The 19,516-nt window shown below is 58.5% G+C and carries 18 protein-coding genes; 8 read left to right on the plus strand and 10 right to left on the minus strand.

The window, feature by feature from the left end; all coding sequences use genetic code 11:
• Positions 1-40: 40 nt before the first annotated feature.
• The 3 genes from ptaA to JSY17_RS03855 form a co-directional block, all read right to left on the minus strand.
• Positions 41-1,147 (minus strand): pyoverdine biosynthesis transaminase PtaA, encoded by a 1,107-nt coding sequence (gene ptaA / locus JSY17_RS03845; protein ID WP_206400610.1) that lies wholly within the window; start codon positions 1,145-1,147, stop codon positions 41-43.
• A 242-nt stretch (positions 1,148-1,389) separates the two neighbouring features.
• Complete coding sequence (locus JSY17_RS03850; RefSeq protein ID WP_117165879.1) at positions 1,390-1,971, minus strand: superoxide dismutase; 582 nt, start codon at positions 1,969-1,971, stop codon at positions 1,390-1,392.
• Positions 1,972-2,175: 204 nt separating this feature from the next.
• Positions 2,176-2,778, minus strand: coding sequence for a LysE/ArgO family amino acid transporter (locus tag JSY17_RS03855; protein WP_117183983.1), 603 nt, complete (start codon positions 2,776-2,778; stop codon positions 2,176-2,178).
• A 96-nt stretch (positions 2,779-2,874) separates the two neighbouring features.
• Here JSY17_RS03855 and JSY17_RS03860 point away from each other — a divergent pair, with 96 nt between their 5' ends.
• The 3 genes from JSY17_RS03860 to JSY17_RS03870 all read left to right on the plus strand — a co-directional run bounded on the left by JSY17_RS03860 (position 2,875) and on the right by JSY17_RS03870 (position 5,733).
• On the plus strand, positions 2,875-3,774 hold the full coding sequence (locus JSY17_RS03860) for a LysR family transcriptional regulator ArgP (RefSeq protein WP_117165881.1): 900 nt from the start codon (positions 2,875-2,877) through the stop codon (positions 3,772-3,774).
• 36 nt (positions 3,775-3,810) lie between these two features.
• Positions 3,811-4,809, plus strand: coding sequence for an NAD-dependent epimerase/dehydratase family protein (locus JSY17_RS03865; RefSeq protein ID WP_206400612.1), 999 nt, complete (start codon positions 3,811-3,813; stop codon positions 4,807-4,809).
• Positions 4,810-4,875: 66 nt separating this feature from the next.
• Complete coding sequence (locus JSY17_RS03870) at positions 4,876-5,733, plus strand: ATPase (RefSeq protein WP_200977267.1); 858 nt, start codon at positions 4,876-4,878, stop codon at positions 5,731-5,733.
• Positions 5,734-5,844: 111 nt separating this feature from the next.
• On the opposite strand, the gene JSY17_RS03875 is transcribed toward JSY17_RS03870, so the two are convergent.
• Genes JSY17_RS03875 through JSY17_RS03885 form a run of 3 tightly spaced genes read right to left on the minus strand, consistent with a single transcriptional unit; the run spans position 5,845 to position 8,423 of the window.
• Complete coding sequence (locus tag JSY17_RS03875) at positions 5,845-6,894, minus strand: alkene reductase (RefSeq protein ID WP_117183977.1); 1,050 nt, start codon at positions 6,892-6,894, stop codon at positions 5,845-5,847.
• Positions 6,895-6,915: 21 nt separating this feature from the next.
• Complete coding sequence (locus JSY17_RS03880) at positions 6,916-8,082, minus strand: MFS transporter (protein WP_117183975.1); 1,167 nt, start codon at positions 8,080-8,082, stop codon at positions 6,916-6,918.
• 26 nt (positions 8,083-8,108) lie between these two features.
• A complete protein-coding gene (locus JSY17_RS03885) occupies positions 8,109-8,423 on the minus strand; it encodes an ArsR/SmtB family transcription factor (protein WP_117183973.1) in 315 nt (104 codons plus the stop codon).
• A 157-nt stretch (positions 8,424-8,580) separates the two neighbouring features.
• On the opposite strand from JSY17_RS03885, the gene JSY17_RS03890 reads away from it, so the two are divergent.
• Positions 8,581-9,180: an acyl carrier protein phosphodiesterase gene (locus JSY17_RS03890; RefSeq protein ID WP_117183972.1), complete on the plus strand. Its 600-nt coding sequence runs from the start codon at positions 8,581-8,583 to the stop codon at positions 9,178-9,180.
• On the opposite strand, the gene JSY17_RS03895 is transcribed toward JSY17_RS03890, so the two are convergent.
• Together JSY17_RS03895 and olsB are read right to left on the minus strand one after the other, a co-directional pair.
• Positions 9,138-9,929 carry a lysophospholipid acyltransferase family protein gene (locus JSY17_RS03895; protein ID WP_206400613.1) on the minus strand — a complete coding sequence of 264 codons (792 nt, stop codon included), beginning with the start codon at positions 9,927-9,929 and terminating at the stop codon, positions 9,138-9,140. The genes JSY17_RS03890 and JSY17_RS03895 overlap by 43 nt on opposite strands.
• Positions 9,929-10,684: an L-ornithine N(alpha)-acyltransferase gene (gene olsB, locus JSY17_RS03900; RefSeq protein ID WP_117183969.1), complete on the minus strand. Its 756-nt coding sequence runs from the start codon at positions 10,682-10,684 to the stop codon at positions 9,929-9,931. Before olsB ends, JSY17_RS03895 begins: the two co-directional genes overlap by 1 nt.
• 267 nt (positions 10,685-10,951) lie before the next feature.
• On the opposite strand from olsB, the gene JSY17_RS03905 reads away from it, so the two are divergent.
• From JSY17_RS03905 to JSY17_RS03915, 3 genes are all read left to right on the plus strand, one after another.
• Entirely contained in the window at positions 10,952-12,058 is a 1,107-nt protein-coding gene (locus JSY17_RS03905; RefSeq protein WP_206400614.1) for a serine hydrolase domain-containing protein, read from the plus strand.
• Complete coding sequence (locus tag JSY17_RS03910; protein WP_122372894.1) at positions 12,055-12,393, plus strand: amidase; 339 nt, start codon at positions 12,055-12,057, stop codon at positions 12,391-12,393. Before JSY17_RS03905 ends, JSY17_RS03910 begins: the two co-directional genes overlap by 4 nt.
• Before the next feature lie 129 nt (positions 12,394-12,522).
• Positions 12,523-13,680, plus strand: a complete 1,158-nt coding sequence (locus tag JSY17_RS03915; RefSeq protein WP_117183966.1) for a phospholipase D-like domain-containing protein — start codon at positions 12,523-12,525, stop codon at positions 13,678-13,680.
• Positions 13,681-13,787: 107 nt separating this feature from the next.
• Here the strand turns inward: JSY17_RS03915 and JSY17_RS03920 are convergent, their stop codons facing one another.
• Positions 13,788-16,163, minus strand: coding sequence for an RHS repeat domain-containing protein (locus JSY17_RS03920; protein WP_232849258.1), 2,376 nt, complete (start codon positions 16,161-16,163; stop codon positions 13,788-13,790).
• 3 nt (positions 16,164-16,166) lie between these two features.
• Between JSY17_RS03920 and JSY17_RS25575 the strand changes: the two genes are divergently transcribed.
• Positions 16,167-16,364 carry a hypothetical protein gene (locus JSY17_RS25575; protein WP_232849259.1) on the plus strand — a complete coding sequence of 66 codons (198 nt, stop codon included), beginning with the start codon at positions 16,167-16,169 and terminating at the stop codon, positions 16,362-16,364.
• 262 nt (positions 16,365-16,626) lie between these two features.
• On the opposite strand, the gene JSY17_RS03925 is transcribed toward JSY17_RS25575, so the two are convergent.
• Complete coding sequence (locus JSY17_RS03925) at positions 16,627-19,395, minus strand: RHS repeat domain-containing protein (RefSeq protein ID WP_206400930.1); 2,769 nt, start codon at positions 19,393-19,395, stop codon at positions 16,627-16,629.
• Positions 19,396-19,516 lie beyond the last annotated feature (121 nt).

Here is a 19,516-nt window from a genome sequence, read left to right on the forward strand (position 1 = left end):
CGGGGGGAAAGGGCCGACCCAGAGCGTTGCCTTCAGAAACTCAGGCCAATTGTCGTACCACTTCGAGGAAGGCCTGTCGGAATGCCAGCATTTCGGCTTCTGTACCGATGCTGACTCGCACCCAGGTCGGCCATGCATCCCATTTCCTGCCAATCAGAATATTGCGTTGGGCCAATCCCTTGATGACATCCTCAGCCTGATGGCCGGTTTCGATCATGAAGCAGTTGGCCTGTGAAGGTGTGCAGGTGAATCCATGACTTGCGAGAAAGGCCCGGGTCTCTTCGCGTACGCGGGTATTGAGCTGCTTGCGTTGCCTGACCAGATCAGGGTCTTCAAGACTGGCGATACCGCCCATGGCGGCAGGCAGGGGGACAAAGTTGTTGCCGCCCCATACTTCGATTTTCTCCAGCAGTTCGGGGTGCCCTACCGCCAGACCCAGCCTGGCTCCCGCCATGCCATAGAGCTTGGAGAAGGTGCGCAGCACCAGAACATCCTTGCGTTTGGCTGCCAGCGGGACAAGGCTGGCGGCATCCGAGAAGTGAATGTACGCCTCATCGATCAGCACCACTGAGCCTTCGGGTTTGGCGAGTATGGCTTTCTCTATCTGCTGCTGTGGTGTCACGGTTCCGGTGGGATTGTTGGGGTTGCAGATGTAAATCAGGCCGGGTTTCTTGTCGGCTTTTAACATGGCCTCAAGATCATGTGCCCCATCGGGTAGCAGGGGGACTTCGTGAAAGGCGACGTTCTGACTGTTGGCCGCTTCGATGGGCGCATCATAGGAAGGTGTGGCCAGAGCCAGGCTGCGCTGCTCATCGGTAAAGGCCGCAATGGCGTACTGCAAGGGTTCACGCGAGCCGCTGTAGGCATGCACGTAATCACTGGGTATCTGATTCTGTCTGGCGAACAGCTCGATCAGCTTCAACTGTGCGCCATAGTGATAGCGTCCAGTCGAGGCTGCGCCAGCCTGCATTTTTTCAAGTGCCAGGGGCGAGGGGCCCAGATGGCTTTCATTGAAGTTGAGATGAATCTTGCCGCTGCCGGCAGGACGGTCTGTTCCTGAAGCGGCTGAACTGATTCGGGGGAGTGCCAGGCTTGTGCAGGCCAGGGCAGAGAGGGTAACGAAAGAACGACGGCTGACCGATGACATGGAGTAAGTCCCTTGTTGGTTGCGAACGTCTGCACGCGTAATGGCGTATTGATGTGATGCAGGCCTTGAGTGACGGGGTCTTCGTTGATGGAAACGATAGCAAGCGAAGGATATTTACCGGAGGGATCGTGGAGGGCAGTCAGGGGCGTTCTGGAAGACGCAGGATTCCTTTTTGAATCAAAGGCCTGAATGACAGGCAACAAAAAACCCGGCATTGCCGGGTTTCTTGTGTGGAGCGGGAATCAGGCAGCGTATTGCTTGGCCACGAAGTCCCAGTTCACCAGGTTCCAGAACGCTTCGACGTACTTTGGACGCAGGTTGCGGTAGTCGATGTAGTAGGCGTGTTCCCAGACGTCGCAGGTCAGCAGCGGAGTGTCGCCGCTGGTCAGCGGGTTGCCTGCACCGATGGTGCTGGCCAGAGCCAGGGAGCCGTCAGCTTTCTTCACCAGCCAGCCCCAGCCGGAACCGAAAGTGCCGATGGCGGTTTTGCTGAACTCTTCCTTGAACTTGTCGAAGGAACCGAATGCAGCGTTGATGGCATCGGCCAGAGCGCCAGTAGGTTCGCCGCCGCCATTTGGCGACAGGCATTCCCAGTAGAACGTATGGTTCCAGACTTGAGCGGCGTTGTTGAAGATGCCGCCCGAAGAAGTCTTGATGATTTCTTCCAGAGTCTTGCCTTCGAACTCGGTGCCTGGCACCAGGTTGTTCAGGTTCACGACATAGGTGTTGTGGTGCTTGTCGTGGTGATATTCCAGAGTCTCAGCAGTAAGGTGCGGCACCAGAGCGTCTTTTGCGTAGGGCAGAGGTGGCAATTCAAAAGCCATGGTTTATCTCCTTATCAGGTCGATTGCGGTAATCGCAAGGCCGATCACGGGCGGCCGTATACAGCATGCACCGGGAGTTTTTACTCTTTTGCGGCGCAGACCCCGGATCATAGCACCGGGCTTTCGGCTTAACCACGCAACAAGTGTGTGGGATAAAGGTTCCAGAGCCGTTGCGTCCATTTATCTCGTAAAAGGAAAAATCTTTCAGTTGGCCCTGATCAATTGTGCCGCCACACTGAACATCATGACCGCCACCATCAGGTCGAGCAGCCGCCATGTAGCCGGGCGTGCCAGCCATGGGGCGAGCCATGCCGCACCGAGTGCAAGGATCGAGAACCACGCAAACGAAGCGCTGGCGGCACCGGCGACATAGGCACCCGGCGCGCTTTGCTGAGCACCCAGCGAGCCGATCAGCAGGACCGTGTCGAGATAGACATGAGGATTGAGCAGCGTCACGGCCAGAGCGCTGAGCAGAACCGCACGACGCGACCTCTGGCCAGCCTTGGCATCCTGCTCAAGGCTCTGGCGCGAGCAGGCGCGACGCAAGGCCTGTATGCCGTACCAAGTCAGAAAAATCACACCACCCCAGCGTGCCACCGCCAGCAAGGTCGGATTCTGCGCCAGGACATTGGCCAGGCCGAAAACCCCCACGGCCACGAGAATCGCATCGCAGAGAATACACAGCATCGCCACTGGGACGTGATGTTCGCGCCTCAGGCCCTGGGCCAGGACAAAAGCATTCTGCGCACCGATGGCCATAATCAGGCCGCCCGCGACCAACAGGCCGTTGAAGTAACTTTGCCACATGAAATGAAGTCCGCAATCCAGAAGAGAGGTGGCGATTGTCTGGCTCCCAGGTGTATAAGAAAAACAAATATTCCTGATTCCTCATTAGGAAAACTGATGTTCGATTACAAACTACTGTCAGCCCTGGCCGCTGTCATTGAACAGGCCGGTTTTGAACGTGCCGCCCAGGTGCTGGGGTTATCGCAGTCAGCCATCTCGCAGCGCATCAAGCTGCTTGAGGCGCGCATTGGCCAGCCGGTGCTGGTCCGGGCCACGCCGCCCACGCCCACCGATATCGGCAGGCGTCTTCTCAACCATGTGCAACAGGTGCGTCTGCTGGAGCGTGACCTGCAGGCCCAGGTGCCAGCGCTGGATGAAGAAGGCATGCCCGAACGACTGCGCATCGCGATCAATGCCGACAGCCTCGCGACCTGGTGGGCGCCGACCGTGGGTGCCTTCTGTGCCGAGCAGCGTCTGTTGCTGGATCTGGTGGTCGAGGATCAGGACGTTGGCCTCAAGCGCATGCGCGCCGGTGAAGTGGCCGCCTGCCTGTGTGGCAGTGAGCGACCGGTGGCCGGTGCCCGCAGCCAGTTGCTGGGTGCCATGCGCTATCGTGCGTTGGCCAGCCCGGCGTTCATCGAGCGCTATTTCGCCGAAGGCGTCAGCCCCGAAAAGCTCATGCGTTCAGCGGCACTGGTGTTTGGACCCGATGACTTTTTGCAGCATCGGTATCTTGCCCTGCTTGGGTGCGAGGGCGGTTTCGAGCATCATCTGTGCCCTTCGTCCGAAGGGTTTGTGCGGATGATAGAAGCGGGTGTCGGCTGGGGACTGGTGCCCGAGTTGCAGGTGCAGACGCAATTGCAGCAAGGCTCGCTGCGCGAACTGGTGCCTGAGCGTTATATCGACGTGCCCTTGTATTGGCATCACTGGCGCAATGGCGGACAACTGCTGGCCCGCCTCACGGAAAACCTGGTGCAACAGGCGAGCAAGTGGCTGGTGCCCCTGAGCGACAAGTGAGCGTCAGTGCAGACATATGAAATGTGGGAGCGGTAAATGAAGATTCTGGTCACCGGCGCAAGCGGCTTCATCGGCGGACGCTTTGCGCGTTTTGCTCTTGAGCAGGGCATGAGCGTGCGCATCAATGGCCGTCGGGCCACAGGTGTCGAGCATCTGGTACGGCGCGGAGCCGAGTTCATCCAGGGTGATCTGTCGGACCCGGAACTGGTCAAGGCCTTGTGTCATGACGTGGAGGCCGTGGTGCATTGCGCCGGTGCGGTCGGTGTATGGGGCACTCGCCAGGATTTCGTCCTGGGTAATGTGCAGCTCACCGAGAACATTGTCGAAGCCTGTCTGAAACAAAGAGTGCGACGGCTTGTCCATCTTTCGTCGCCGTCGATCTATTTCGACGGACGTTCGCATCGCAATATCAAGGAAGAGCAAGTGCCCCGGCGCTTGCACAATCACTACGCGAGCACCAAGTACCTGGCCGAGCAAAAGGTGTTTGGCGCCGAAGAGTTCGGGCTTGAAGTCATCGCCCTGCGGCCTCGATTCGTCACGGGCGCGGGCGATACCAGCATTTTTCCGCGCCTGCTGCACATGCAGCGCAAGAAGCGTCTGGCAATCGTGGGCAACGGGCTGAACGTGGTGGACTTCACCAGCATGCAGAACCTCAACGACGCACTGCTGAGCAGTCTGCTGGCCAGCGGCGCGGCGTTGGGCAAGGTTTACAACATCAGCAATGGCGCGCCGGTCCCGTTGTGGGATGCCGTCAATTATGTGATGCGCCAGATGCAGTTGCCGCAAGTCACGCGTTATCGCTCATACCGGTTGGCGTACACCGCTGCAGCGATCAATGAAGCTGCATGCCTGTTGTGGCCGGGGCGACCTGAACCCACGCTGTCGAGGTTGGGAATGCAGGTCATGAACAAGGATTTCACGCTTGATATCAGCCGGGCCAGGCATTATCTGGATTACCAGCCCAGAGTCAGCCTCTGGACTGCGCTGGATGAGTTCTGTGGCTGGTGGTCGGCCCAGCAGGGTGGTTCGCGCTGAAACGGCAACAGAGCCCGGTTATACTGCGCAACTTTGCTTTCAACCGTTTCTTTTAAAGGGTTACCCATGCGTAACGATCCATACGACGACGTCGATGACGTTCCGAACCTCAGCGCCAAGGACGACGATGACGATGATTTCGTCCCGACCAAGGGCGCTCGTGAACGCACGACTGTGCACTCGCGCAGCACGCCGGTGGTCAAGGTCAAAGGGCCCAGCACCGGTCCGCTCTGGGCTTTGGTGGGTGCCTTGTTCATTGCGTTCTGTGGTCTGGGCTGGTGGAGCTTCCAACAGGTTTCCCTGATGGAACAGCAACTGGTCGCCACCCAGGAAAGCTTTGCCCGCATCAGCGAGGAAGCGGCCGGTCGTCTGCAGGATATTTCCGGCAAGGTGGTCGCCACCGAATCCCTGAGCAGCGATGGCGAAGCCCTCAAGCAGCGCATCAAGCTTCTTGAGGCGCAACTGGAAGATCAGGACAAGCAGCGCGCAGGTGTCGAAGGGCAGCAAAGCAGCCTGGACAAGCGTCTGGAGCAGATCTCCACCCAGGCTGCCCAGCAACAGCATGACAACGCGCAATTGCAGGAACAGCTCAAGAATGTTGCCATTGAACTGACTGCCATCAAGAGCGCATTGCCGGACCTGAAGGCCGCCCAGAACGATCAGGGCAAACTGGACGCTCAGCTCAAGAGCCTGAGTGCCGATGTGGCGACCCTGAAAAAGCAGGGCAATCCTTCCGCAGCCATCGAGCGGCTCGAGCAGGATCTTGTGGTGCTCAAGAGCGAGCAGGAAAACCGCCCGGCACCTTCGTCCAGCAGCGGCAATACCGCCGAGTTCGATGCCTTTCGTGCTCAGGTGACCCGTAGCATCAACACGCTGACCAGCCAGATCCAGACGCTGTCGCAGCAGATCAACGCCAGTCGATAGAGCCGGCGTCGGACCCGCGCCGACTGCGCCGCGGGTCCGGTTTTCCTTCTACCTGATCGATGCATGAAACCCTGACGATCCGGAGTCGGGGTTTCATGGCGTACCCGGCTGTTACAGACGTGGGTAATCGATATAACCGACCGGGCTCTTGCCGTAGAAGGTTTCAGGATTGGCCGGGTTCAGTGGTGCATCCTTTTCCAGGCGTTCCACCAGATCCGGGTTGGCGATATAGGGCACGCCGAAAGCGATGGCATCGGCCTTGCCCGCTGCCAGCCAGGCATTGCCGCTGTCCTTGGTGAACCTTTCGTTGGCGATGTAGACGCCACCAAAGGCTTTCTTCAACTGTGGTCCCAGGCTGTCGTCTGCTTCCTTCTCGCGGGCGCACAGGAATGCAATGCCGCGCTTGCCCAGTTCGGTGGCTACATAGCCAAAGGTTTCGGCCAGATTGTCGTCGCCCATGTCATGCAGGTCGGCGCGTGGTGCCAGATGCACCCCGACACGGCCCGGGCCCCAGATTTCGATGATTGCATCGGTGACTTCCAGCAGCAGACGGGCACGGTTTTCCAGGGAGCCACCGTATTGATCGGTGCGCTGGTTGGTGCTGGTCTGCAGGAACTGATCGATCAGATAACCGTTGGCGGCATGCAGCTCCACGCCATCGAAACCGGCAGCCTTGGCGTTTTCTGCGCCGATCCGGTAGGCCTCGATCACATCACCGATTTCCGCCAGTTCCAGGGCTCGCGGTGTCACGTAGTCGGATTTCGGACGCAGCAGGCTCACATGCCCGGCGGGCTTGATTGCGCTGGGGGCTACGGGTGTTTCGTCGTTCAGGTACGAAGGATGGGAGATGCGTCCTACGTGCCACAGTTGCATGACAATGCGGCCACCGGCGCCATGTACCGCCTTGGTGATATTGCTCCAGCCGCGGACCTGATCGTTGGACCAGATGCCCGGTGTATCCGGGTAGCCCACGCCCAGCGGCGCGACCGAAGTGGCTTCGCTGATGATCAGGCCTGCCGAGGCGCGCTGTACGTAATACTCGGCCATCATCGCATTCGGCACACGGCCTTCGTCGGCGCGGCAGCGCGTCAGGGGCGCCATGATGATGCGGTTGGGCAGTTGCAGATCGCCTACGGTGATCGGGTCAAAGATAGTTGTCATGCGTCGAACCCTCTTAAATGATCAGTTGGTAGCAGGAGCCAGATCGGGATTGGCGGTCTGGCGGAAAGTAATCAGGGTGATCAGCAGTGCAAGCACAGCCAGCGCACCGGCAGCCAGTGGCACGCTGGTCAGGCCCAGGCCATGAGCGATGACGCTGCCACCGACCCAGGCGCCCAATGCGTTACCGATGTTGAAGGCGCCGATATTCAGGGTCGAAACCAGATTCGGTGCGGCCTTGCCGAAGGTCACGACATTGACCTGCAAGGCCGGCACTGCGGCAAACGCCGCAACCGCCCAGAGGAACAGGGTGATTTCGGCCGGGACCAGTGCCACGCTGCTCCAGCTCAGGACGGTGGAAACCACGGCCATGGCAATGAATACGCCGATCAGGGTGGTTGCAATGCTGCGATCAGCCAGCTTGCCGCCCAGGACATTGCCTGCTGTCAGGCCCAGGCCGATCAGCAGCAAGGTCCAGGTCACACCTTGCGGCGACACGCCAGTGACCTCGCCCAGCAATGGCGCAACGTAAGTGAACAGCGTGAATACCGACGCGGAGAACATCGCGGTCATGCTCAGCGACAGCCAGATACCGGCCCCCTTGAGCGCGGCCAGTTCGGCGCGCATATCGAGTTTCTCTTCCTCGCGATTGACCGGCAGGAAGCGCACCAGACCGATGAAGGCAATCACACCGATCACGGTCACGGCCCAGAAGGTCGAACGCCACCCGGCGTACTGGCCCAGCGCAGTACCCAGTGGCACGCCCAGCACATTGGCCAGGGTCAGGCCGGTGAACATCAGGGCCACGGCCGAGGCACGACGGTTGGCCGGGACCAGACCTGCGGCAACCACTGAACCGATGCCGAAGAATGCGCCATGACACAGTGCGGTGACGACACGAGCGAACATCAGCACGTCGTAGTCGCTGGCCAGCGCGCAGAGCAGATTGCCGATGATGAAAATGCCCATCAGCGTGACCAGTGCGGCCTTGCGCGGCAGCCTGGCTGTGGCCAGGGCCATGAACGGCGCGCCGATGGCGACCCCGAGGGCATAACCGGTCACCAGCCAGCCGGCACCGGGGATCGAAACCCCCAGATCGGCGGCGACATTGGGCAGCAGGCCCATGATGACGAATTCGGTGGTGCCGATGGCAAAGGCGCTCAGGGCCAGAATAAGCAAGGGAAAGGGCACGTGGCGTCTCCTCTGGGAATGGGGCGTCAAGGCTGATTGTTCAGTTCTTGCACCAGGGCTTTGACGAAGGCTTCGATGACTTCTTCATTGCGTCTGAAGAAATGCCATTGCCCGACCTTTTTGCTGCAGATCAGGCCTGCGCGTTGCAGGGTGGCAAGGTGGGCTGAAACCGTGGATTGCGACAGGCCCGCACGTTGATCGATCTGACCGGCGCACACGCCATGTTCGATAGCGTGTTCCTGATCCGGAAAGCAGGCTCGCGGGTCCTTGAGCCAGGTCAGGATCTCGCGGCGCAGGGGGTGCGCCAGGGCTTTTATTATTTCGTCGAGGTCGATGGTCATGTCGTTCTCAATTAACGGTATATCGCGATGAGGCGAACCTTATATCTGTATTTCGCGATATACAAATATGAAATTGCGCTAAGCAAGGAATGAATCGGTATATCGAGTTATAACGATATATGGACCGATACCCCGAAAACGGCGTAGGCTCTGCTTCATGAATTACCTCGCACATCTTCATCTTGGCGGCCAGCGGCCCGCCCAATTACTCGGCAGCCTGTATGGCGATTTCGTCAAAGGGCCTTTGCCGGGGCGTTTTCCTGCGGAGCTTGAAGCGTCGATCCGCCTGCATCGCAGCATCGATTCGTTCACCGACAACCATCCACTGATCAAGGATGCAATGGCGCGCTTTCCGGTGCAGCGGCGGCGTTATGCGGGAATCATGCTGGATGTCTTTTTCGATCACTGCCTGGCCCGGGACTGGCATCGCTATGCCGATATCCCGCTGGAAAGCTTTACCCGCAAGGTGTACGGCGCGCTGGCCGCCGAGCGCCAATTGCCCGAGCGACTGGCATTGATCGCACCGCGCATGGCGGCGCAGGACTGGCTGGGCTCGTATCGCGAATTCGACGTGCTTGAGCAAGTGCTGGGCGGGATTTCCAGGCGCCTGTCACGGCCTGAAGGGCTGGCCGGCGCCATGCAGGAATTGCAGGCGCTGTACCAACCCTTGAGTGCCGACTTTGCCGAGTTCTATCCGTTGTTGCAGGATTTCGCTCAGGCGGCCCTGGCAGGGCGCGATACCACTTCGCTCGGCTGAGCGGTTTCGCCAAACAATGCCACCTGAACCGCCTGCTGCGCCTGAAACGCCAGCGCGGCGCGTTCCTGGCCGGCAGTGGGGATCGGTTGCAGCAGATGGATATGCACCTCGCCCCGATCGTTGGCGAACAGGCGGCGCAGGTGCGACAGCAGATCGTCATCGCCGATGAAGGGGGCAATCGGGTCCGGCATGCCGTCGCGTGAATAGGCAATCGCTACTGGCTGCAGGGCAACGCCTGCTTCGATGGCGCTGGACAGCAAGCGACCGTGGAAGGTGCGCAGGCCGCGGCCATCGGTGGTGGTGCCTTCCGGGAAAATCACCAAGGGCGTGCCGTGTTGCAGATGGCTGCACATCTGCCGCTGGATCAGGCGGCTGTCACCCGAGCCACGCCGAATGAACAGGGTGCCCGCCTTGAGCGCCAGCCAGCCCGCAACAGGCCAGGTCCGCACTTCGGCCTTGGACAGAAACGACAATGGCGCGAGCATGCCCAGCAGTGGAATGTCCGTCCAGGACACATGATTGCTGACCCATAACATGGGGTGAGTCGGCAATACACCACTGACGGTCACGCGAAAGGGCAGGGCATTGGTCAGGCGTGCCATGAACCAGCGGGTCCAGCGTTGTCGGCGCTCCATGGAGCTGCCGACCTTCAGACGCTCCAGCACGGCAAAGGCTCCGGCTATGATCAGTCCGGCAGCAATCACCAGCAATACCCGAGCGACCCGCGCATGGCTGCGCATGCGGCTCATCACACGGCTGCCTTGAAGTGGCGGGCATAACGCGGGCACAACTCGTCGCGCTTGAGCAGGATGAATACATCGGCCACCTGGAAATCCTCATCCCAGCAAGGTTCGCCGCAGATCTTCGCACCCAGACGCATATAGGCCTTGAGCAGAGGCGGCATCTCGCAGATCACGTTGTTCGGAATGTCGAGCGTCGGCAGTGGATTTCGAGGCTCGGCCCGCAGGTTCTCGGTACACAGATAGCGTTCGCGCAGACGCTGCATGATCGCGTGCGCCTGAATGCCGCCGTCCTGCATCGGAATGCTGGCGCAGCCCATCAGGTAGCTGTAACCGCCTTCGTTGAGAACTTCGGCCAGTTCACTCCATAACACGGCAATGGTGCCGCCGTTGCGGTAGGCCGGGTCGACGCAGGTACGGCCCAGTTCGAGGATCGGGCCTTGCAGATGCAGCAGGCCGTGCAGGCTGAACTCTTCTTCGCTGTAGAAACGGCCCAGGGAACTGGCCGCCTTGTGATCGAGCAGCCGGGTGGTGGCCACCAGGCGACCGGTATTGAGATCGCGAACACCGATATGCGAGCAGTGAACATCGTAGTCATCGATATCCAGTCCCTGTTCGGCCCCTTTGAGGCGGGCGTTGAACTCTTCGCTGAACACACTGAAACGCAACGCCTGAGCTTCCTGCAGGGCGTGTGCTCCGATCAGGCGCTCGGCCTGAAGACGACGGTCAGAAGTGTTGTCACGGATGCGGGCTATCTGGGTCATACCAAGTCTCCATGAGCCAGCCATGCAAGTGCGGCCGGTTGACTGAATTGTCCAAGCGCTTTGCTGTACGTGCAGGCTAGGGAGCAGTCGTGTCATGGCGGTGAAGCTTTGGTGATGGTTGTGTGACGGGGGCAAGTGAGCGTGTTTGTTCAGGGACAGAGGAACCGGGCTTGTCCGGGAGGCGAATGAATTGGCTCCTGCCGGGGTACGCGGTCCTGTAATGAAGTTCTGCTAATGTTGGCCGGTTATCCTTCAGAGACTCTGGCCATGGCCCGCTTTTTTATCCGCTTGTGCCTGCTTTGTTTGCTGAGCCTGAATGCCTTTGCGACCCGTGCCGAAACCTGGCCGAATGAGCAATGGGACGTTGAGCCTGCCAGGCCGACCACTGCGCTCGAGGCGCTTGAGAACTACGCTTTCCCGCCTCGCGACGACACGACCCGGGCAGGCATTCGCAGCGATGCCCTGCTGGTGATTCGTGACGGCCGCATCGTCTATGAACGCTATGCCGGAGTCACCTCCGCCCAGACGCCGCACCTGACCTGGTCGATCAGCAAAAGCGTGTTGGCCACAGTGCTGGGTGTGGCATTCGGCGAAGGACGTTTTCAATTGAGTGATCCTGTCGCGAAGTTCTACAGCCCCTTCGACGCGCATCCGGATATCACCCTCAAGGATCTCCTGCACTGGGCCTCTGGGCTCGACTGGCAGGAGGATTATGAATATGCGCCGCTCAACTCATCGGTGGTGGCCATGCTCTATACCCGCGGTCGTGACGATATGGCCCGTTTCACGGCTGAACACGCTGCCGCCAAAACGCCTGGAACCTCGTATCTGTACTCCAGCGGCGACAGCAATGTGCTGTCGGCGGCACTGAAAAGCATGGTGGGCGAACAGGCTTACAAGGACTATCCATGGACCGCACTGTTCGATCCGCTGGGCATCCGCAGTGCCGTCTGGGAAACCGATGGCAGCGGCACCTTGGTCGGCTCTTCCTACACCTACATGACCGCCCGTGATCTGGCACGCATCGGTCTATTGATGCAACGCGGCGGACGCTGGCAGCAAAAACAGTTGCTGCCCGAGGCCTGGATGAACTTTGTCCTGACGCCTTTTGTCGGCCAGAACCTGCAGGCGAATATCGAGGTGCCGGGCGGGCACTGGTGGCTCAATCGTACTCAGGACGGCGGCGAAGGTCCGTGGCCCGATGCGCCGCCGGATACCTTCGCGGCGCTCGGTCATTGGGGACAGGCGCTGTATGTGATTCCCAGCGAAGGACTAGTGATCGTACGTTATGCCGATGATCGCGATGGCAGTTACGATCACAACCAGATGCTCAAACTGCTGCGAACAGCCTTTTGCAGGAGGGACAAACAATGAGTGCGCGTCGAATGTTCATCCTGCGCCGTCCTTTTACCAGCCTGCTCTTGCTGATCCTCTTCATGGTCGCCGTGCTGGCCTGGCAGTATCGCGTCGCCTTGCAGGCTTTCCCCACCATCATCAGTGCCTATACGGCCAAGGAATACTGTTCGTGCCGCTATGTGATGAACAATCCTGCCGAATACTGCCGCAGTTACGTCAAGCAATACATTCCCGCGACACTGACGGATGATCCGCCTGCCAAATCGGTCATTGCCAGCGGTCTGGGACGCAGCAGCGTTGCAGCATGGCAAGGCGTGCGCCAAGGATGCCGTTTGCAGCCTGAGAAACCTTGAAAGGCGAACCGAGCAGTTTGCCAGCGGTCTGACAGGCGGATAAGGTTGTCCTCGAATGCACATAGGGAGTTTTCATGCTGGCCTGTCACTGTCCTGCTACCGCTGCTTTGAACGCTATGGCACGTTGACGTGGCTGGAGCGATCTTCCCCTGGCGTCCGGACAATCGCTTTCAACTGCTGATTGATGGGCCGACCTTTTTCCCGCGCATGATCGCCGCTATCGACTGTGCCGAACAGCAGGTCGATCTGGAGCTGTATCTGGTCGAAGCGGGTGCCTGCGCGAATGCCATCGTTCAAGCCTTGGCCGATGCTGCACGACGCGGCGTGATCGTGCGCTGTCTGTTTGACGACTTCGGTTCCCAGGCTTTCGACGCCGGTTTGCGCAAGCAACTGACCGATGCTGGCGTGATCCTGCGTTTCTACAACCCCATCCGTTGGCGGCGGGGCATCCGCAACTTCTATCGTGACCATCGCAAAATCCTGGTGGTGGATAAAGAGTTGGCGGTCGTGGGCGGTACGGGTGTCACGGATGAGTTCTGGGAGCCGGCGAAGACTTCCAGCCAGTGGCATGAAGTGATGGTGGAAATCACCGGCCCGCTGGTGATCGACTGGCAGGCTTTGTTCGACCGCCAGTTTCACGCCAACACCCATCGCACGGCCTGGCGGCCCATTGAGGATTTCGGCCTCAGGCACCTGCCAAGAGTCCCCGATTCCGGGCAAGGGTTTGGTCGTGTGGCCTACGCCGATGCGCGCCAGCATCGCGACATTCTGCAATCACTGGTCCGAGCCTTGAACAGCGGCCAGAAGCGTATCTGGCTGGCGACTCCGTACTTTTTGCCCACCTGGAAAGTCCGTCGTTCATTGCGCAGAGCGGCTGCGCGTGGCGTCGACGTTCGCCTGCTCCTCACAGGCCCGCGTACCGATCATCCGTCGGTGCGTTATGCCGGGCATCGTTACTACCCGCGACTGCTCAGAGCCGGGGTGAAGATCTTCGAGTATCGACCGCGATTTCTGCATCTGAAAATGGTGCTGATCGATGACTGGGTCAGTATTGGCTCCTGCAATTTCGATCACTGGAACCTGCGCTTCAACCTCGAAGCCAACCTGGAAGCCATCGACCCGGCCTTGACCCGTGATGTGGTTGCCAGTTTCGAAAAGGATTTTGCCCTGAGCGCCAGCATCACTCTGGCCGACTGGAAAGCCCGCCCTTTGTGGCGTCGGGTCAAGCAGCGGCTGTGGGGGTGGATCGACCGGCTGGTGGTCAATCTGCTGGATCGGCGGGGTTAATATGCGCGCCCGCCCCAGACCACCGCGAGTCGATGACGACAAGCGTGTGGGGTAAAGTGCCTGTTCATTCGCAGGCACTCTTGGGAGCCAAGACATCTGATGCTGTTTTATGTGTAAGCCTGCCGCGCTTGTTGAGTCCGTAATGCGGGCAATATCGTTTTCTTGAAAAGCTTGTGAAGTTGATGCGCAGAATGAATCAATGTGTCTGCATTTCCGGCAGCGATATGAGACCGTATTTGCGGAAACTGCTTGAAGGCTTCGACCGCAGAGCCCAGCTCTGTCACCATTTCTGGAAAAGGATGAAGGGACTGGATTTTCTCTATGAATGCTGTCTTCCCCTCTACATTCAATACGCTCAAGTTCCCTCCTGAAATAGCACCGGCAGTTATTCTGCGTTGCTTGGTTTTGCTCAGGCCGATCAACAAGGTGTCGGTGCTATTCAAGTAATAGTAATCTTTTGATTCCGCTCCCCTTATAGGACTTCCGCTGACCTTGCCAAGGTGAGTGAGTTCGTGGCCTATAAGGGTGGCGAGGTCAGGGCTGTCAATGTGTCTGGTGCCCAGAATGATTCGACCTTCAGGGTCGTTTTTTCTGATATAGGCGCGCGAGGTCGAGTCAGGTGCCATTTTGACGCCTAATATCTTGTCTTCACCCAGTTCTCCTCGATACTCGGCAGCCAGCATGAAAGTCTGTTCCCAAGCCTCTATTACTGTGTTCTTTACATCCATATAGGACTGACCGAAGAATTGCTGCATGATTTCGCTGCTTTCCTCCGGGTGCGCCTTGATCATGTACAGTGCGTCCTGAAATATCACATGTGTTTCGATCAGCGCGCTTTTCAGCTTTTCTCTCTGTTCCGGCGGGAACTCCCCTAGACCGCGATGAAGAATGATATGTCTGCTTAGCCAGACAGACTGCTCGTGTTCATCGCCTCTGCCTCTATAAACTCTGCCATCCGGATCACTGTTGAGAATGGGGTTATTGCCTACGAAGCAAAAGATATTCAGCCCGTTTACAGTGCCTGCCGGATCGGGATTGATCCATCGCTGCAACCACGGCGCGTAATACCTGAAGCCGTAGTAATACAACCCGCTGGCATCGCGTTCCTTGCCTGAGTATCGAGTCGTCTTGTATTTCGCTTCCAGCGCACTGCGCGCCGCCCACCATGCAGTGCCACCAAAGGGGTAATAACTTTCCTGGCTGATCAGGCCGCCTTGCCGGTCCAGCTCCAGAGTGCTGGAGCCCAGATGATCGGTCAGGCTGTAGCGGATCTGATCGTTCTCGATGCCGCTCGGCTGACCTGCCTGCCAGTGCAATACCCGAACATTGTGGGCCGTCACCACATGCAGGATTTCACCATCGGCTGTGGTGCGAATTTCCAACCCAGGCAGGTAGCGCACTTCATTGCTCAAAGTACGGCTTGAGGTTTGGACACTGCTGATCTTGCGGCATCTTTGCCCTTGGCCATCATAGATATAACGCTCGTGATCGCTGGCTTCCGTTGCGCGAGTAACGGTGGTGATTTGCTGTAGCTGGTTGCGTACATCCCATTCCAGTGTCTGGCCGCGTATCAGTTGTAGCAGATTGCCGTTGGCATCGAAGCCAGTTTCAAAATCCGCATCGGTTTCACCTTCGGGCAGGCTGCGATTGCTGTCTGGAGCCACGCGCATGGTGCGGGTGAAGGCTTGCGCGCCCACATGACGCATCTGCAACAGGTTGCCTGCGCTGTCGTAGTCGTAAGTCTGGGTGTAATTGCTGACCTGATTCGGATCGGGCGGCAGAGGTTGCAGGCCGGGCAGGGCGGGGCCATGGCTGGTGCCGGTATTGACCTCACGGCCTGTGGCTTCGATCAGTTGATACAGGGAGTCGTAATAGTAATGGCTGATCGGCTCGACCTGCTGGTTGGCAAAGAAGCGAACCGGTTGAGCTCGGTCTTCGATCTGCAGGATATTGCCGACCGGATCATAGCTGTAGATGAGACGTTGCAACGGTTCGGCGCTACGCTCCATCAGACGGCCATCCTGCGGATCGTAAAGCGAACGGCTGACGATGCCATTGCCCGCCGTTTCCTGCTCGACCTGATCGAAGGCGTTGTAGTCGATATCACTGATCAGCGTTTGCGATTGCACAGCCCCTGCAAGCGTCAGATCGACCGTTTTCAATTGCCCGGCCACGGTCTGGCTGAAATGCTGCGTATGGCCCATGGCATCGTTGTGCAGAAGGAGGTCGCCCACGGCATTGAAGGCCCATCGGGTTTCCAGTGGGATGGCTTCCAGCAGGGCATCGCGTTCGGCTTCGGGCAATGGCCAGTCCGGGGGTTCCACGGTTTGCAGAAAGCGCCGAACCTCGTTCAGTGCCGAGCCGGGCACCCCATAGTCGGACCAATACAAAGTACCTGCCGTATCGTCATGGCGGATCAACTGGTTGCACTGGTTATGCTCAAACTTATCTGGCCCACCGTAGCTAAAACGCTCGGTGATCAAGCCTTGTTCGGTGATCGAAAGCGGGCGCAACAGAACGTCGTATTCGATCTGCCGCTGACTGCCGCGCCCGTCCCATTCCGCCACGATCTGCTCTGCTTCACCCAACAGACCGAGTCGCCAACCGGCATCGACGCTGTCGGTGAGCAGGGGCTGGCCACTGAGGTTGTAAGTGGTGAGGAGGTTGGACTGCGCCAGACGTGAATCCTGCTGGCTGATCAGGCGTCCCGCGGCATCGTGGGTTTGCCGGTTTACACGTTCATCGGCAGGTTGATCCTGTTCACGCCGACAGAACGCAATACTGCGCACAAGCAACCCACGGGGCTCTTTGACAGCCAGAGTGGGGGTGTGGGCATGCAGTGTCATGTTCATTCGCAAGCGTCCCTGTTTGCGGTCTGATATGAGTCTAGTTCAGGGGGGCGGTCGCACGCAGGTTGGTAGACCGGTGACCAGACACCCGGTGCTTTCACAGAGAAAGACGCCGATGCTGAGTGCGTTTCGGTATCGGAGTGGCGAGATCCAGGGCGGGAATACTGGAGGGATGATGTACGCTGAGTCTGGCCATGGGGCCGTTGAATTTCTCATTAATGTACGAAACCGCCAGCGATATGGAGTCAGCGTTTTTCAATATGATCCGGGTTCGCTGCAGCGGGTCCTCATTAAAGGTTTTGCTGTCTAACGGCACTGCGTCGGGTCCACTCCATAATATGTTTTTGTAATGCCTCTGGAGCCTTTGTAACTGAGTGAGAGTCTCGATTCTTTCCGAATATGAGTCTGCCCCGCTGGCTCCCGCCGGAGTTGCTTCTGGAGTGTTTATGTACCAGAAGTCATTGGTGCTCAGGGCTATGTGTGAAGCTTCATGGATGATGTTCCAGGATGCCATGTGGGCTTGCTCATTTATGGGGCCGGCTCTCATGAATAAATGATGCTCGGGGTCATCGGTATATTGCCAGGCCACTTGTCGACTGCTCTCGTTTTCATTCATGGCAACTATCCTGGTGCTGTCCCAGGTTTGAAGAAACGCAGACAGCGCTCTCATACTCTGGCTTAACATCCTGAGGATTTGTGTGTCGGTTTGGGAGTGGGCTTCAGGGGAGGTTCTGAATTGAGTCAACAGCTTTTTTCGATCTGCCGGGCTCGCAAAATGCGGCATGCTTTGATTGATTACTTGTTGGGCGAAGATTATCCCTTTTTTGCTGGACGACAGAGCTATAAGCAGGGACCCTCCAAGGCGTGGGTTCTTTCGCGCTATTGCCTCTATCCCTATGGCCTGGACAGGGTCACCACTGTTACCGAGTTCATCGATTACATCGGCGAAATTAAAAGGGGTCGAGCCCGAAGGATCCACCCATGAGGTGGGAGCGTTCCTTGAAAAGCGAAAAAGATTCAGCCCATCCACATCACCTGCCGGGTCCGGATTGATCCATCGCTGCAACCACGGCGCGTAATAGCGCAAGCCGTAGTAATACAAACCACTGGCATCGCGCTCCTTGCCTGAGTATCGAATCGTCTTGTACTTCGCGTCCACGGCATTGCGCGCAGCCCACCATGAGGTGCCACCAAAGGGGTAATAACTTTCCTGACTGATCAGGCCGCCTTGATGATCCAGTTCCAAAGTGCTGGAGCCCAGATGATCGTTCAGGTTGTAGCGAATCTGATCGTTCTCGATGCCGCTCGGCTGACCTGTCTGCCAGTGCAATACCCGAACATTGTGGGCCGTCACCACATGCAGGATTTCACCATCGGCTGTGGTGCGAATTTCCAACCCAGGCAGGTAGCGCACTTCATTGCTCAAAGTACGGCTTGAGGTTTGGACACTGCTGATCTTGCGGCATCTTTGCCCTTGGCCATCATAGATATAACGCTCGTGATCGCTGGCTTCCGTTGCGCGAGTAACGGTGGTGATTTGCTGTAGCTGGTTGCGTACATCCCATTCCAGTGTCTGGCCGCGTATCAGTTGCAGCAGGTTGCCGTTGGCATCGAAGCCAGTTTCAAAATCCGCATCGGTTTCATCCTCGGGCAGGCTGCGATTGCTGTCTGGAGCCACGCGCATGGTGCGGGTGAAGGCCTGCGCGCCGACATGACGCATCTGCAACAGGTTGCCCGCGCTGTCGTAGTCGTAAGTCTGGGTGTAATTGCTGATCTGATTCGGATCGGGTGGCAGCGGTTGCAGGCCGGGCAGGGCCGGGCCATGGCTGGCACCGGTATTCACCTCGCGGCCCGTGGCTTCGATCAGTTGATACAGGGTGTCGTAGCGGTAATGGCTGATCGGCTCGACCTGCTGGTTGGCAAAGAAGCGCACCGGTTGAGCACGGTCTTCGATCTGCAGGATATTGCCGACCGGATCATAGCTGTAGATGAGGTGTTGCAAAGGTTCGGCGCTACGCTCCATCAGACGGCCATCCTGCGGATCGTAAAGCGAACGGCTGACGATGCCATTGCCTGCCGTTTCCTGCTCGACCTGATCGAAGGCGTTGTAGAGAATGTCGCTGACCAGCGTCTGGGCTTGAGTGGCACCTGCCAGAGTCAATTGGACCGTTTTCAATTGCCCGGCCACGGTCTGGCTGAAATGCTGCGTATGGCCCATGGCATCGGTGTGCAGAAGGAGGTCGCCCACGGCATTGAAGGCCCATCGGGTTTCCAGTGGGATGGCTTCCAGCAGCGCATCGCGTTCGGCTTCGGGCAATGGCCAGTCCGGGGTTTCCACGATTTGCAGAAAGCGCCGAACCTCGTTCAGTGCCGAGCCGGGCACCCCATAGTCGGACCAGTGCAGGCTCCCTGCCGTATCGTCATGGCGGATCAACTGGTTGCACTGGTTATGCTCGAATGCGTCCGGCCCGCCATAGGTAAAGCGCTCACTCACCCGGCCTTGCTCGGTGATCGACAGGGGGCGCAGAAGAGCGTCGTATTCGATCTGCCGCTGACTGCCGCGCCCGTCCCATTCCGCCACGATCTGCTCTGCCTCGCTCAACAGACCGAGTCGCCAACCGGCATCGACGCTGTCGGTGAGCAGGGGCTGGCTGCTGAGGCTGTAAGTCGTGAGGAGGTTGGGCTGCGCCAGACGCGGGTCCCGCTGGCTGATCAGGCGTCCCGCCGCATCGTGGGTTTGCCGGTTTACACGTTCATCGGCAGGTTGATTCTGTTCGCGCCGATAGAACGCAATACTGCGCACAATCAGCCCTCGTGGCTCCGTGACAACCAGAGTGGGTGTATGGGTATGCAGCGTCATGTTCATTCGCAAGCGTCCCTGTTTGCGGTCTGACATGAGTCTAGTTCAGGGGACCTTGGCAGATTGGGCCATACGTCACAATGAGGTGAGAGCGGGTTCATTCGCGAGAAGGCATTGAGCTTTTTTG

The organism is Pseudomonas capsici, from assembly GCF_017165765.1.
In the GTDB taxonomy this organism is placed as follows: Bacteria; Pseudomonadota; Gammaproteobacteria; order Pseudomonadales; family Pseudomonadaceae; genus Aquipseudomonas; species Aquipseudomonas capsici.